Below are 14,636 nucleotides of genomic sequence, written 5' to 3'. Positions count from 1 at the left end.
GGTCGCGGAACAGGTACGCCGAAAACCGGCCCGGCGCCCACAGGGAGCGCCCGGGCCGGCCCGGTCGAAGAACGTTACGCGCGGCGACGAGCCGGAGGGGTGTCCTCGTCGTCGTCGTCATCGTCGTTGTACATGTCCGCGTACGCCGCGTAGGGGTCGTCCTCGTCGTCGTCCTCGATCGGCTCCGGCTCGATCGCGGTGGACGGAGATACACCCAGCTCGTGAGACAGACGGTTAGCGTCGAACCCGCCGCTGTTGTACTTCAGCTCGCGGGCGACCTTCGTCTGCTTGGCCTTGGCCCGGCCGCGCCCCATGGGTCGACCCCCTCAACGGTGGGGCTCACGGCCCCGAGTCTGACACGTGTTGATGATCAGGTCCGGCCTGCCCGAAGTGGGAAACCGTCCCTTGGAGCATTAACGGTACCTGTTTCCGCCGCCGGACGGTACGTCGCCGGTGTGACGTGGCGCGCACCCAAGCCCCCTCGAACCAGGTCCGCCCAGGTCAGAGGGGAATTTCGGGGCTTTTGCAGGCTGTCCGGCGCGATGCCGGTCCCGTCGTTCCTGCAGAGATTATCCCCCGAAGGAGGCGCGGTATCGCCCGTTCGGGGGACAGACTGAGAATCCGGTTCCACATCGTGATGCGCGGGGCCGGGCCGTGCCGACCCCGCGCGTCCGAACCGTGGCGGTCAGCTCCGGCGGGCGGCCGGCAGCAGGACCGAGCGCAGCGCGCTGATCTCCCGCATCCGCTTCTCGGCGAGGCGGTCGGCGGCGGCCGCCGGCGGGATGCCGTCGGCGGCGGCCCGGGTGAAGATCTCCAGCGTGGTGTCGAAGATCCTGGTGGCCTTGTTCTTCGCCCGGTCGAAGTTGAAGCCCTCGATCTCGTCGGCGACCTGGATCACGCCACCGGAGTTCACCAGGTAGTCGGGCGCGTACAGGATGCCGCGGTCGGCGAGGTCCTTCTCCACGCCCGCGTGGGCGAGCTGGTTGTTGGCCGCGCCGCAGACGATCGAGGTGCCGGCCGCGCCGAGCGCCCCCACGGTCTCGTCGGTGAGCGCGCCGCCGAGCGCGCACGGGGCGTACACGTCCAGGCCGGAGGCGAGCAGGGCGGCGGTGTCGGCCACCACCTCGACCTCCGGGTGGGCGGCCCGGACCCGGTTCACGGCGGCCTCGGAGACGTCGGTGACGACCACGGTGGCGCCGTCCGCGACCAGGTGGCCGACCAGGTAGTGGCCGACCTTGCCGACACCCGCCACGCCGACCCGCTTGCCGCGCAGGGTGGGCTGGCCCCAACGGGCCTGGGCGGAGGCGCGCATGCCCTGGAAGACGCCGAAGGAGGTGAGGACGGAGGAGTCGCCGGCGCCGCCGTGCTCGGGCGAGCGGCCGGTGACGAACTCGGTCTCCCGGGCGATCACGTCCATGTCCTGGACGTAGGTGCCCACGTCGCAGGCGGTGATGTAGCGGCCGCGCAGGCTCTGCACGAAGCGCCCGTAGGCGCGCAGCATCGCCTCGTTCTTGTCCTTGTTAGGGTCGCCGATGATCACGGCCTTGCCGCCGCCGAGGTCGAGCCCGGCGAGGGCGTTCTTGTAGCTCATTCCGCGGGAGAGGTTCAGCGCGTCGGTCAGCGCCTCCTCCTCGCTCGCGTACGGGAAGAACCGGGTGCCGCCGAGGGCCGGGCCGAGGGCGGTGGAGTGGATGGCGATGATCGCCTTGAGGCCGGTGGAACGGTCGTGGCAGAGCACGACCTGCTCGTGCCCGTCGCCCTCCTGGCCGGTGCCGAAGACTCGGCCCAGCACGCCTGGTGCGGGGTGCGTGGTGTGTACGTCGGTCACGGTGGTGACTCCAGCAATGATGGCCCGCGACGGTGGTGCGGGCGTCTGGTCGAAGCCTAGCCTCGGGGCTGCCTTCGAATCTGCCCCCGGGCGGGCCCCGAGCTATAACGATCGAAGCCTTCTCCACGACACCCTGACGCGTCCCTGAGGCGCATGCGAACATGCGGAGCGTGACCGCCCCGCGTACCTCCGTGCTCCCGCCGTACACCGCGCAGCTGCGGGTCTACGAGCCGCTGGCCGCCTACCCGGAACCGGACCGGGGCCGCTGGCAGGCCTACGCCGCCGCACACGGCCCCGACGCCGACGGGCCGGGCCGTCCGGTGACCGGCGCCGCCCTCGCCGAACAGCGCGCCGCCCTGGCCGCGCTGGCCGCCCTGACGCCCCGTCCGCTGCCCGACCAGGAGGACGGGCAGGCCTACGTGCGGGTCACGGACGGCGTCACCTACATCTGCCCGTGGACGACCCGGCTGCGCGGCTGGCTGGCCCTGCAGGAGCTGCGCCGGACGCTGCCCGCCCACCTGGTGGACACCGTGCTGCCGCCGGCCCTGCGCACGGCCGCCGAGACCGCCCGGACGCAGTGGCAGCAGGACCACCCCGACGCCCGGCCGTGGATCCGCTCCAGCCGCTGGGAGGTGCCGCTGCAGTGGTTCCTGGCGTTCGGCGAGGAGGACCGCCACCACCTGCCGGCCGGCGAGTACGGCTCCGCCGGGGACGGCGAACGGCCGGAGCCCGCCGCGCTGTTCTACCTGACGCCGATGGTGCAGGCCCGCCGCCGGGTGGCCCGGGCCTACCGGGCGCTGCGCGAGCGGGCGGCGGGCGCGGCCCTCGCCGACGGCGCGGAGGAGGTCGGGCGCTGGCTGGAGGAGTTCCACCCGCGCTCGCTGGTGGAGCTCGACTACGGCGGCCTGGTGCAGCTGCTCGGCCCGCGCGGGGTGGCCGAGGAGCGCTCGGTGGGCGAACTCGCGGACGGTCTGGCGGCCTTGCGGTCCGGCGACCCGACCGGGGCGCTGCGCCGCTACGAGGCCCTGTCGGCGCGCTGGCGGCGGGTGCTGGCGCTGCGGCACTCCTCCTGAGCGTGATCGGCCCTGGGGCGGGGGATGCTCACGGGGGCTGAGAGGGTGTCAGAAAATGCCCCCTGGTCGAATGCAGGTACGACAGGAGAGGATGGTCCATACCATTGGGAGGGTTTTTGGGACCATGGTCCCAGATCGGGTCAATAGCCGAGAAACGTGACACTGCTCACCGTTGACGCCAACTCAGACCTATGTGTCAAAATGGGACAACCAACCCAAGCTCACTCAGGCGTGCCGCACCGTGACCGGACGTCACCGCTGTGTGACTGTCCGCTATGGGGTGGTCCATGGCCATCCGTCGCCCTTGAACCCGTGAGGGGTCAATTTTGGCGGTTTGGCCGATAGGGCTGGACGGATGGTGTAGTTGTAGACACCAGGACAAGCCGTTCGTCCTATAACCGACTCGGCCCGTCCGTGCCATTTCGGGCATCGCGGGTCAAGGTGCAGAATTTGAAGGATAGAACCGCCCTGGTTCGGTTCTCCCGAGGAGGCCGCTCATGACCGCTCGTACCCCTGACGCCGAGCCCCTGCTGACGCCGGCAGAGGTCGCCACCATGTTCCGCGTGGACCCGAAGACGGTGACCCGCTGGGCCAAGGCCGGCAAGCTCACGTCGATTCGGACTCTCGGCGGCCACCGCCGCTACCGCGAGGCGGAGGTGCGTGCCCTGCTGGCCGGTATTCCGGCCCAGCGCACCGAGGTCTGATCCCCCAGTTCTTCCCCGGGCCCATCGTCCGACTCCGCCGGGTCGGGAATGCGCTCGTAGGTCCGAAGGGCCGCCTCTCCGACTCCGCCGGGTCGGGGGTGCGGCCCTTCGGCATGTCCGGGGCCGGAATGCGGGATTCCCGTGGGGTGAATGGGGGAGGGGGGAATTACCGGGAATGACAGTACAATTTTACATATTAAATCAGGGGGCTTTGCGGAGATGCTCCGGAAGTCGTCTTCTGAAGGGGCGTCAGTGACGGTGCTCACAGCAGCGTCGCCTTGTCTGCGCCCGGGAAATGCGATAGGGCCCGGAACTCGAAGTTCCGGGCCCTGCGCTCCTGCGATCCCGACGGGACTTGAACCCGCGACCTCCACCTTGACAGGGTGGCGAGCTAACCAACTGCTCCACGGGACCAGTGATCTGATCCTTGCCCGCTTGCTCTCGCTTGCGAACAAGACAGATCGTACTGCATCACGACCCCCCAGGTCGAACCGGCTCCCGGCCGGCCTCAGAGGGTCGTCGCCGCAGCCTCCATCGCCTTCAGGATGCGCTTCTCCGACACCGGCGTCGGCGTGCCCAGGCCCTGGGCGAAGAAGCTCACCCGCAGCTCCTCGATCATCCAGCGGACCGCCTTGATCTCCGCCGACGGCTCCCGGCCGGCCGGCACCTTCGCCAGCAGCTCGCCGTACGCCTGCTGCACCGCCTGCACCTTCACCAGGTTCTGCAGATCGCGCTGGGGATGATCGGGCAGCGCCTCCAGGCGGCGGTCCACCGCGATCAGATAGCGCTTCAGGTCGCCCAGGCGCTGCCAGCCGGTGTCGGCGACGAAGCCCGGGTGCACCAGCGACGCCAGGTGCAGCCGGACGTCGTTCACCGCGGACAGCAGTACCGGGCTGGAGACCGTCTTCAGCCGGTTCGAGGCCCGGTGGAAGGCGATCAGCGCCGCCGCCGTCTTCAGCGTGGTGTCCGCCGACAGCTCGTACAGGTCCGCCCGGACCTTGTCGTAGAGCGCCGTGAACGCCTCCAGGTCCCACACGACGCCGCCCGACCGGGCCATCAGCCGGTCGGTGGCGGCCGCCACGATGTCCTCGAACAGCGCCGGGATCGAGCCGTGCGGGTTGTACGACAGCGCCAGCTTCGCCTGGTTGCCCAGACGGCCCTGGATCGACTTGGCGGGCGAGTTGATCTGCAGCATCAGCAGTCGGCGGGTGCCCGCCCACATCGCGCGCTGCTGGGCCTCGGGGGTGTCGAACAGCTTGATGCCGACGCTCGCGCCCTCGTCCACCAGCGCCGGGTAGGCGCGCAGCGAATGGCCGCGGGTGCGCTGCTCGAAGGTGCGCTGCAGGACCGGCAGGTCGGCGGGCCAGGCGGTCAGGCCGGTGCGTTCGATGCCGCGGCCGGACGCGGCGCTGGACAGCGTCGCGGACAGCTTCGGCCGCAGGCCCTGGCGGAGCTCCTCCAGGTCCTTGGACTCGGCGAGCCTGCGCTTGCCGTCCACCACCCGGAAGGTCACCTTCAGGTGGTCGGGGATCCGCTCCTCGTCCCAGGCCTCCGGCGGGATCGGCAGGCCCGACATCCGGTGCAGCACCCGTTCCAGGGTCGGCAGCAGCGGCTCCTGGCGGTCCGTCAGCTCGCGCATCGCGGCCCGGGCGTAGTCCGGGGCGGGTACGAAGTTGCGGCGGATCGCCTTCGGCAGCGAGCGAATCCACGCCGTGACGAGCTCCTCGCGCAGGCCGGGGATCTGCCAGTCGAAGCCGTCCGCGACCACCTGGTTGAGCACCGCGAGCGGGATGTGCACCGTCACGCCGTCCGCGTCGCTGCCGGGCTCGAACTGGTAGGTCAGCGGGAAGCGCAGCTTGCCCTGGTGCCAGACGTCCGGGTAGTCGGCCTCGGTGACGCCGTCCGCGGAGTCGTTGATCAGCATCGACTTCTCGAAGTTGAGCAGGTCGGGCTGGTCGCGGCGGGTCTTCTTCCACCAGGCGTCGAAGTGCCGGGCGGAGACGATGTCCTCGGGCAGGCGGGCGTCGTAGAAGTCGAACAGGGTCTGGTCGTCCACCAGGATGTCCCGGCGGCGGGCGCGGTTCTCCAGCTCCTCGACCTCGTCGAGCAGCTTGCGGTTGTCCGCGAAGAACCGGTGGTGGGTCTCCCAGTCGCCCTCCACCAGGGCGGAGCGGATGAACAGTTCGCGGCACAGCTCGGGCTCGACGCGGCCGTAGTTGACCTTGCGCTGGGCGACGATCGGCATGCCGTACAGGGTGACCTTCTCGTAGGCCAGCACCGCGCCGGCCTTCTTCTCCCAGTGCGGCTCGCTGTAGCTGCGCTTGATCAGGTGCGGGGCGAGCGGCTCCACCCACTCCGGCTCGATCTTCGCGTTGATCCGGGCCCACAGCCGGGAGGTCTCCACCAGCTCGGCGGACATCACCCAGCGCGGCGGCTTCTTGAACAGCCCCGACCCCGGGAAGACCGCGAACCGGGCACCGCGGGCGCCCGCGTACTCGCGCTTCTCCACGTCGAACAGGCCGAGGTGGGAGAGCAGGCCGGAGAGCAGCGCCTGGTGGATCCGGTCACCGTCCGGCTCGGCGTCGTCATGGGGCTCGTCAATGGTCACGCCGAGCTGCTTGGCGATGGTGCGGAGCTGGACGTAGACGTCCTGCCACTCCCGTATCCGCAGGTAGTTGAGGAACTCGGACTTGCACATCCGGCGGAACGCGGAGGAGGACAGCTCCTTCTGCTGCTCCCTGACGTAGCGCCACATCGCCAGGTAGGCCAGGAAGTCGGAGGTCTCCGAGTGGAAGCGGCGGTGCCGCTCGTCGGCGGCCTGGCGCTTCTCGGCGGGGCGTTCGCGCGGGTCCTGGATGGACAGCGCGGAGGCGATCACCATCACGTCGCGGACGCAGCCCAGGCGGTCGGCCTCCAGCACCATGCGGGCCATCCGCGGGTCGACCGGGAGCTGGGCGAGCTTGCGGCCCAGCGGGGTCAGGCGCTTGCGGTGGTCCTTCTCGGCCGGGTCGAGGGCGCCCAGCTCGTGCAGCAGGTTGATGCCGTCCTTGATGTTGCGGGAGTCCGGCGGGTCGAGGAACGGGAAGGCGGCGATGTCGCCGAGGTCCGCCGCGGTCATCTGGAGGATGACGGAGGCGAGGTTGGTGCGCAGGATCTCCGCGTCGGTGAACTCGGGGCGGGAGAGGAAGTCCTCCTCCGAGTACAGGCGGATGCAGATGCCGTCCGAGGTACGACCGCAGCGGCCCTTGCGCTGGTTGGCGCTGGCCTGGCTGACCGCCTCGATCGGCAGGCGCTGGACCTTGGTGCGGTGGCTGTAGCGGGAGATCCGGGCGGTGCCCGGGTCGATCACGTACTTGATGCCGGGGACGGTCAGCGAGGTCTCGGCGACGTTGGTGGCGAGCACCACGCGGCGCTGCGAGGAGCGTTGGAAGACCCGGTGCTGCTCGGCGGAGGAGAGCCGGGCGTACAGCGGCAGGATCTCGGTGGACTTCAGCTTCAGCTTGGTCAGCGCGTCCGCGGTGTCGCGGATCTCGCGCTCGCCGGAGAGGAACACCAGGATGTCGCCCGGGCCCTCGGCCTGGAGCTCCTCGACGGCGTCGCAGATGCCCTGGATCTGGTCGCGGTCGCGGTCCGGCTCCTCCTCGGCTTCGTCGGACAGGTCCTCGGCGAGCGGTCGGTAGCGGACCTCGACCGGATAGGTGCGGCCGGAGACCTCGATGATCGGGGCGTCGTCGAAGTGCTCGGCGAAGCGCTCCGGGTCGATGGTGGCCGAGGTGATGATCACCTTGAGGTCGGGGCGGCGGGGGAGCAGCTGTTTGAGGTAGCCGAGCAGGAAGTCAATATTCAGGCTGCGCTCGTGCGCCTCGTCGATGATCAGGGTGTCGTACTGGTGCAGGTCCCGGTCGGTCTGGATCTCGGCCAGCAGGATGCCGTCCGTCATCAGCTTCACCAGGGTGTTCTGGCCGGCCTGGTCGGTGAACCGGACCTTCCAGCCGACGGCCTCGCCGAGCGGGGTGTCCAGCTCCTCGGCGACGCGCTCGGCGACCGTGCGGGCGGCGATCCGGCGGGGCTGGGTGTGGCCGATCAGGCCCTGCACGCCGCGGCCCAGCTCCAGGCAGATCTTCGGGATCTGGGTGGTCTTTCCGGAGCCGGTCTCGCCCGCCACGATCACCACCTGGTGGTCGCGGACGGCGGCCAGGATCTCGTCCTTCTTCTGCGCGACCGGCAGTTCCTGCGGGTAGCGGATCTCGGGAACCGCGGACCGACGGTCGGTCACCCGCAGTTCGGAGCGGTCGAAGTCGGCGGCCAGCTCGGCCAGGATCTTCTGCCGGGCCTCGGCCGAACGGACCTTGCGGGTGCCCTCCAGGCGGCGGCCGAGGCGCTGCACGTCGCGCAGCATCAGACCGGGCAGCCGGGCGGCCAGCTCCGCGAGCGTGGGGGCGGGCTGCGGGGCTACGGGAGAACTCACTACGGGCATCCCTCTAGGTTGCAAAAAGTCGGGGCCGGGGCGCACCTCGGTTTTTCGAGCGCTTCCAGTGTCACAGGCGCGGGCGGCGGACCGCGAACACCCGCCCGGCGGCCGATCGCGGGCTTTGGCAGGGACCCACCCGTTTCGCTCGTTGGCGGTACTGACTAGCCTGGGGGGAACGCTTTTCACGGGGAACAGGGGGAGTTCTGATGGGCCTTTTCGGTGACATCGGGGACGCGATCAGCGACGTCGGGCACTTCGTCGGCGACGTGGCGAAGGTCGGCAAGGACCTCGTCATGGCGCCCGCCGAGATAGCGCACTGGGCGCTGGGGAAGATGTTCGGCGACGCCGACGCGGAGCTCAACAAGATCGCGCAGGAGCTGGCCGAGATGGCCAAGCAGGTCGAGCAGCTCGGCGGGGACGTCAACTCGCTGCTGTCGGGCATGTCCTGGCACGGCAAGGCGGCGGAGGCGTTCACCACGCACGCCCAGGGTCGGGTGCGGGAGCTGAACGGGGTCGCGGACGAGCTCAACCAGCTCGGCGACTCGGTGAAGCGCCTCGCCAGCGTGCTGTGAACCGGGGCCGGGCGGTGGAGATCGTCCCGGGCCGGGCCGCGGGCGGAGAACGAGGGAGCGTCCTTCGATGACGGGGAGCATGTTCGGCTTCCGGCCGGAGGAGCTGCTGAAGATCCAGCGCGACTTCGAGCAGCTCAAGGAACGCATGGCGGCCATGACCAAGCAGGTCGGGCACATCAGGGAGACGGTCGCCAAGGCGGCGGCCACTGATGTGTTCTCCGGCGGGATCCTGGGGATCGTGGGCGCCGGCGTGGTGCTGGCGGAGGTGAAGCGGGACGTCGACGACATCAGCAGCAAGGCCGATGCGTTGATGAGGACCAAGGAGAAGCTCACCCAGGAGCTGGCCCAGGACGCGGCGAAGATCAAGCAGCTCATCGCCAAGTACGCGGCGATCGAGAAGCAGATCGCCGGGGAGATGAACAAGCCCAAGGGCGAGGACAAGCCGCAGCCGAAGTCGCCGAGCACCGGTATCGACAGTGTGGGCAACGGCGGCGGCTCGGGCAGTGGCGGCGGTGGCGGCGGAGGCCACGAGCAGCCGAAGTCGCCGAGCACCGGCACCGACAGCACCGGCCACGGTGGCGGTGGTGGCGGCGGAGGCGGGGGCGGCGGCCACTCGTCGCAGCCGAAGTCGCCCGGCACCCACAACGACGGCGGTGGCGGCGGGACCGGCACGCCGTCCGGCGGGCCGGGTGGGAAGCACGACGGGCCGAAGCTCAAGGACCGCTCGACCGGTGACTGGAGCACCAAGATCATCAACGGCAGCGGCTGGGACTCCTGGTCCGGCCGCAAGCACCGGAAGAACGGCGAAGGCCTCGGCGTGAAGGCCAGGCCCAACCTGGAGGGGTTGTCGCCGGAGCGCCGGGCCATGGTGGAGCGCGCGCTGGAGCGTGCCGAGCACAAGCTCGGCTACAGCCAGGGCGCCGTCACCAACGGCTACCGGGTGGACTGTTCGGGTCTGGTGTCCTGCGCCTGGGGCCTGTCCGGCCCGGGTCTGAACACCATCGGCCTGATGCAGAGCAGCGTGTCGCACCACATCGGCAAGAACGACCTGCAGCCCGGCGACGCGATGATCTCCAACGACCACACGGTGCTGTTCGGAGGCTGGGTGGACGCCGCGCACACCCGCTACATCGGCATCGAGGACAGCGGCGACGCGGGCATGGTCTCCCGGGAGATCCCCTACCCGTACTTCCACGGCGGTTCCGCGTACCAGCCGTACCGCCGCAACGGCGTCGACTGACGCACGCTCACGGGGCCGGGCCAGACCGGGGGTTGACCGCCTCCGGCCGGGCCCGGCCCCTTTCCTGTGACCGGCTTGAAATAATCTTGGAACGACCGGCCAGGGGGGCCGTGGCACGACGAGGGGGGACGAGTGCGATGACGGGGACTCAGTTCGGATTCCGGCCGGAAGAACTGCTGAAGATCATGCGGGACTTCGAGCAGTTGAACCAGCGCATGGCGGCCATGACCAAGCAGGTCGGGCACATCAAGGCGACGGTCGCCAAGGCGGCGGCCACCGACGTGTTCTCCGGCGCCATCCTGGGCATCGTCGGGGCGGGCGCGGTGCTCGCCGAGGTGAAGCGGGACGTCGACGACATCAGCCACAAGGCCGACGCGCTGCTGAAGACCAAGGAGAAGCTCACCCACGAGCTCGGCCAGGACGCCGCGAAGATCAAGAAGATGATCGAGCGGTACCACGCCGTCGAGCAGGGCGTCGCCGACATCGTCGGCAAGCCGGGCGGCGAGGGCAAGCCGCAGCCCAAGTCGCCGAGCACCGGCATCGCCGGCGTCGGCAACGGCGGCGGAGGCAGCACCGGCGGCGGTGGGAGCCACCCCGAGCAGCCGAAGTCGCCGAGCACCGGCGGCGACAGCACCGGTGGCCACGGCGGCGGCGGTGGCGGCGGTACGGGCGGCGGCGGCCACGCGCCGCAGCCCAAGTCGCCGAACAGCGGCGGCGACACCAGCGGCAGCGACGGCTCCGGGATCTCCACCCGCCCGGGCGGCCTGCACGACGGCCCGAAGATCAAGGACCGGTCCAGCGGCGACTGGAAGACCACGATGATCAACGGCAAGGGCTGGGACGACTGGTCGCCCACCCACAAGTGGCACCCGCGCAACGGCCAGGGCGGCGGCGTGGTGGACCAGCCGCACCTGGACGGGGTCTCCGACGAGCGCAAGGCGATGGTCGAGCGGGCGATGGAGCGGGTCGAGCGCAAGCTCGGCTACAGCCAGGGCGCCGTCACCAACGGCTACCGGGTCGACTGCTCCGGCTTCGTCTCGGCGGCCTGGGGCCTGTCCACCGCGGGCGGCGGCACCTCGACCGGTCCGCTGATCAGCGAGAGCGCGGGCATCGCGCACCACATCGACAAGAGCGACCTGATGCCCGGCGACGCGCTGGTGATCCACCACGAGAGCGGGGACAAGAACCAGCACGTGGTGCTGTTCGGCGGCTGGGCGGACGCCGCGCACACCAAGGCGATCATCCTGGAGGACTCCGGCAGCAACGGCTGCATCTCGCACGAGGTGGCGATGTCGAAGCTGTCCGGCTACACCGCGATCCGCAAGAACGGGATGTGAGCTCCCCCGGCGCTCCCCGGGCCCGCTGCGCCGGGGAGCGCCGCAGGTCGGGGGCTCTTGACTTGAAGCGCAGTTGAGGTTTTACGGTCGAGGTGCGTGAGACCACCCCGCTCCGGAACGAGAGGCCGTGCCCCATGCCCGTCGAGCTCAACCACACCATCGTCGCCGCCCGGGACCGCCGGGCCACCGCCGACTTCCTGACCGACCTGCTCGGCCTGCCCGAGGCCGAACTCCACGAGCCGTTCCTCGCCGTCCAGTTGGGCAACCGCGTCACGCTCGACGTGATGACCGCGCACGGCCCGATCACCCCGCAGCACTACGCCTTCCTGGTCTCCGAGGACGAGTTCGACGCGATCTTCGGCCGGATCGAGGCCCGGGGGCTGACCTACTGGGCCGACCCGCTCTCCCGGGAGCCGGGCCGGATCAACCACTGGAACGGCGGCCGCGGCGTGTACGTGAAGGACCCCGACGGGCACAGCATCGAGGCGCTGACCAGGCCCTGAGCGCCGCCCGGCCGGTTCCTCGGCCATCCGGTTACGGTTGAGTGATGAACGCACAGCAGCGGCCGGCATTCGAAGCGGACCCGAGCAACGTCCACCCGGTGGCCAGGGTGGCGCTCGGGGCCGCCGGAGTCGTCCTGGTCACCGTCGGCGTGGTGCTGCTGGTGCTGCCCGGGCCCGGCATGCTGCTCCTGCTGGCCGGGCTGGTGCTGCTGGCCCGGGCCGTCCCGGCGTTCTCCCGTTACGTCGAGCCGGTCCGGCTCAAGGCCATGGAGGGCGTCGAGGCGAGCGTCGCCTCCCGCTGGCGGATCGCCGGCTCCGTCCTGGCCGGCCTCGGACTGATCGGCGCGGGCGTCGTCGCGATCCTGGTGCCCAGCCTGCCGCTCGCGGGCTGGCCGACCGGCCTGAGCCTGATCCTGTCCGGCCTGATCCTGCTCGGCCTGCTGATCTGGAGCCACCGCCGGGTGCACGGCACCAGGGGCTGAGGGCAGGGCCCGGTCAGCGGGACAGCCGGAAGACGGCGGCGGCCGCCGCCCGGAGGGGCCAGGCGGGGCGGGGGACGTCGAAGGCGGCCCGCAGAGGGGCGTCCAGGAGGGCGGTGGCGAAGGCCGGGGCGTGGCGCGCCAGGGGGCCGGGGAGGCGGGCGGCGAACAGGCCGGAGACGGCCTGCCAGAGCGCCTGGCCGGCCGGGCTGGGGGCGAAGCGGGCGGTCTCGAACTCGCGCATCCAGGCGGCGATCCCGGCCAGGTCGGGGCCGGGCAGGGCGGGCAGTCCCAGGGCGGCCGCCAGTTCGGCCTGGAAGGCGTACGCGGCCTCCCGCTCGGCGGGCGTCACGCCGCCGTTGCGGGCGGTGAACCCGACCGGGCAGACGGTGAAACAGGCCAGCACGTAGCGCATCAACTCGGCTTCCACGCCCGGCAGTCGGTGCATAGCGGCCAGCTCGGCGACGATCGCCCGGCCGGGTTCGCTGTCCACCCCGTGGCCGATCAGCGCGAACATCATCGCGCCGGTGGCCTTCGCCCGGGCCTTCGGCGCGGAGGTCAACCGGCCGGTGCCGGCCAGCACTTCGGCGATCTCCGGGACGGCGAAGGTGCGGACGAAGCCGAGCGTCAGCCCGACCCGGGCGCGCTGCGGGGCCCGGTGCAGCACCAGGGCGGCGAACGCGTCCCGGGGCGGTGCGGACGTCACGACTGCTCGGCCAACGCCCGCTCCAGCAGCGGGGACTGGAGGAACGAGGAGACCAGCACCAGGTGGGCGCGCTCCTCGGCCGGGTCGGCGTCCAGGCCGGGCAGCACCGGCTGCTCCTCGCGCGGGCGCGGCACCGCCCGGGCGGCCAGTGCGCCGACCGCGGAGCGCAGCGCGGCGGCGACCACCAGCGCGTCCCGCTCGTCGGGGTCGAGCGCGGACCGTTCGGCGAACCGCTCGGCGCCGCGGACCGCCGCCGGGTCGATCCACGGGCGGAGCGTCAGCTGGCCGTCGCGGATCTCCAGGCCGCGCCGGGTGGTGCGCCACTCCAGGTCGCGGAGCGCGACGCGTTCGCGCCAGGCGGGCGACGGCGGGCCCTCCAGGGCGAGTCGGCGGTCGGCCCGGTAGACCAGGTCCCACAGCGGGCGCAGTGCGCGGAAGTCGCGGCGGCGGCTGGTCCAGGCGGCGCCGGCCGGTCCGGCGAAGCCGAGGGTGATGCCGATCGCGCCGAGGGTGGCGAAGAGCGGGCCGAGCGCGGTGCTCAGCCACTCGGCCCCGTCGATGCCGGCGTACGCGAGGGCGATCGCGGCGATCTTGCACACCACGTAGCCGCAGGCGGTGAGCGCGCCGGCGGCGATGAACCGGATGCCGCGGCGCAGCCAGCCCGCGGGCAGCCGGGCGGCGTGGCCGAGGCAGACCCGGCCGATGTCGATCAGCGAATAGGCGTACAGGCCCTGGTAGAGCGCCAGGAACAGGGCGGTGGCGGTGTGCGGGGCGAAGGTGGTGTCGAAGGTGAGCGGCGTCTCGGGCCGGTACGGGCCGCCGATCAGGAACAGCGCCACCAGCACCGGCACCATCGCGGCGAACACGGCGGTGCGGCGGCGCACCCGCTGCCGCAGCCGGTCGTCGAGCGGCGCCCACACCTGGTCGCCGGCCCGTTCCTCCGGCGGCGCCCAGACCAGCGCGAGGACCACGGTGGCGGCGGAGAAGCCGACGATGCCCAGGTAGACCAGGAGGGTGGCCAGGTTGCCGACGCCGGTGAGGCGCCCGATCGCCCGGTACAGCAGCGGGGAGGCCAGCAGGAAGGAGGTGGACGGCGAGGCGACCGCCAGGGCCACCACCAGCAGGCCGAAGGACGGTTCGCGCCGCCAGGCCCGCAGCTTCAGCCCGGCCACCGTCCAGGCGATCCCGCCAATGCCCAAGTAGACCAGGTTGTAGGGCAGTTCAGACATGCTGTCCCTTGCGGTGCTCCAGCGCGGGGGCGAGCTGCGAGGTGGTGCCGGCGCCCGGGGCGAGCACCAGCAGGCGCATCAGCTCGGCGCCCAGCACCTCCGCCTCCTCCTCGGCGGCGTCGTCGTAGTGCGAGCGGCCGAGCACCAGGCGGAGCATCTCCGGGTCGATGGTGGTCAGTTCGACCAGGTCCGGGTCCTCGTCCGGCAGCGGCGGCACGCTCAGGTGCCCGCACAGCAGGTGCGCCAGCTCGTGGCAGACGATGTGCGAGCGGTGCAGCCCGGAGGTCTCCTGCTCGACGTGGATCACGTCCTCGGCGGGCAGCCGCTCCACGAAGCCGGACGGCTCGCCGACCCGCATCCGGCGCGGGGCGATCCGGATCGGCCGGTCCAGGTGCGCGGAGACCGCGCCGCACAGCTCCTCGACGGTGCTCAGCGGCGGCAGGCGCAGGTCGCGCGCGACCGCCCGCATCCGGCGGCGGGTCCGCCCGAGCCCG

Annotated in this window: 13 protein-coding genes and 1 tRNA gene; 7 read left to right on the top strand and 7 right to left on the bottom strand. The window is 71.4% G+C overall.

Going from position 1 to position 14,636, the window contains the following annotated elements; translation table 11 throughout:
* Positions 1 to 74: 74 nt before the first annotated feature.
* Both ACI1MP_RS18455 and ACI1MP_RS18450 read right to left on the bottom strand, forming a co-directional pair.
* Positions 75 to 314: a DUF3073 domain-containing protein gene (locus ACI1MP_RS18455; RefSeq protein ID WP_035864640.1), complete on the bottom strand. Its 240-nt coding sequence runs from the start codon at positions 312 to 314 to the stop codon at positions 75 to 77.
* Positions 315 to 685: 371 nt separating this feature from the next.
* Positions 686 to 1,828, bottom strand: a complete 1,143-nt coding sequence (locus ACI1MP_RS18450; RefSeq protein ID WP_380333835.1) for a Glu/Leu/Phe/Val dehydrogenase dimerization domain-containing protein — start codon at positions 1,826 to 1,828, stop codon at positions 686 to 688.
* Between the two features lie 170 nt (positions 1,829 to 1,998).
* Between ACI1MP_RS18450 and ACI1MP_RS18445 the strand changes: the two genes are divergently transcribed.
* Positions 1,999 to 2,901 (top strand): hypothetical protein, encoded by a 903-nt coding sequence (locus ACI1MP_RS18445; protein ID WP_380333836.1) that lies wholly within the window; start codon positions 1,999 to 2,001, stop codon positions 2,899 to 2,901.
* Positions 2,902 to 3,398: 497 nt separating this feature from the next.
* Entirely contained in the window at positions 3,399 to 3,605 is a 207-nt protein-coding gene (gene bldC, locus ACI1MP_RS18440) for a developmental transcriptional regulator BldC (RefSeq protein WP_030459248.1), read from the top strand.
* A 340-nt stretch (positions 3,606 to 3,945) separates the two neighbouring features.
* Here bldC and ACI1MP_RS18435 read toward each other — a convergent pair.
* Positions 3,946 to 4,019 (bottom strand) — tRNA-Asp (locus ACI1MP_RS18435).
* A 94-nt stretch (positions 4,020 to 4,113) separates the two neighbouring features.
* Positions 4,114 to 8,082, bottom strand: coding sequence for an ATP-dependent RNA helicase HrpA (gene hrpA / locus ACI1MP_RS18430; RefSeq protein WP_380333837.1), 3,969 nt, complete (start codon positions 8,080 to 8,082; stop codon positions 4,114 to 4,116).
* Between the two features lie 200 nt (positions 8,083 to 8,282).
* Between hrpA and ACI1MP_RS18425 the strand changes: the two genes are divergently transcribed.
* The 5 genes from ACI1MP_RS18425 (at position 8,283) to ACI1MP_RS18405 (ending at position 12,210) form a co-directional block, all read left to right on the top strand.
* Complete coding sequence (locus ACI1MP_RS18425; protein WP_100589042.1) at positions 8,283 to 8,648, top strand: WXG100 family type VII secretion target; 366 nt, start codon at positions 8,283 to 8,285, stop codon at positions 8,646 to 8,648.
* Positions 8,649 to 8,715: 67 nt separating this feature from the next.
* A complete protein-coding gene (locus ACI1MP_RS18420; protein ID WP_404869051.1) occupies positions 8,716 to 9,888 on the top strand; it encodes a hypothetical protein in 1,173 nt (390 codons plus the stop codon).
* 137 nt (positions 9,889 to 10,025) lie between these two features.
* Positions 10,026 to 11,225, top strand: coding sequence for a hypothetical protein (locus ACI1MP_RS18415; protein WP_404869050.1), 1,200 nt, complete (start codon positions 10,026 to 10,028; stop codon positions 11,223 to 11,225).
* 134 nt (positions 11,226 to 11,359) lie between these two features.
* Positions 11,360 to 11,728: a VOC family protein gene (locus ACI1MP_RS18410; protein ID WP_380333840.1), complete on the top strand. Its 369-nt coding sequence runs from the start codon at positions 11,360 to 11,362 to the stop codon at positions 11,726 to 11,728.
* 44 nt (positions 11,729 to 11,772) lie between these two features.
* Positions 11,773 to 12,210, top strand: coding sequence for a PGPGW domain-containing protein (locus ACI1MP_RS18405; protein WP_380333841.1), 438 nt, complete (start codon positions 11,773 to 11,775; stop codon positions 12,208 to 12,210).
* A gap of 13 nt (positions 12,211 to 12,223) precedes the next feature.
* On the opposite strand, the gene ACI1MP_RS18400 is transcribed toward ACI1MP_RS18405, so the two are convergent.
* Genes ACI1MP_RS18400 through ACI1MP_RS18390 form a run of 3 tightly spaced genes read right to left on the bottom strand, consistent with a single transcriptional unit; the run spans position 12,224 to position 14,611 of the window.
* Positions 12,224 to 12,913, bottom strand: a complete 690-nt coding sequence (locus tag ACI1MP_RS18400) for an oxygenase MpaB family protein (RefSeq protein WP_404869049.1) — start codon at positions 12,911 to 12,913, stop codon at positions 12,224 to 12,226.
* A complete protein-coding gene (locus tag ACI1MP_RS18395) occupies positions 12,910 to 14,142 on the bottom strand; it encodes an MAB_1171c family putative transporter (protein WP_404869048.1) in 1,233 nt (410 codons plus the stop codon). Before ACI1MP_RS18395 ends, ACI1MP_RS18400 begins: the two co-directional genes overlap by 4 nt.
* Entirely contained in the window at positions 14,135 to 14,611 is a 477-nt protein-coding gene (locus tag ACI1MP_RS18390; protein WP_052509725.1) for a hypothetical protein, read from the bottom strand. The genes ACI1MP_RS18395 and ACI1MP_RS18390 overlap by 8 nt, the downstream gene beginning before the upstream one ends.
* Positions 14,612 to 14,636 lie beyond the last annotated feature (25 nt).

The sequence above is a fragment of the Kitasatospora griseola genome, assembly GCF_044999035.1.
Taxonomy (GTDB): domain Bacteria; phylum Actinomycetota; class Actinomycetes; order Streptomycetales; family Streptomycetaceae; genus Kitasatospora; species Kitasatospora griseola.
This window is presented reverse-complemented; position numbering and strand designations above follow the sequence as displayed.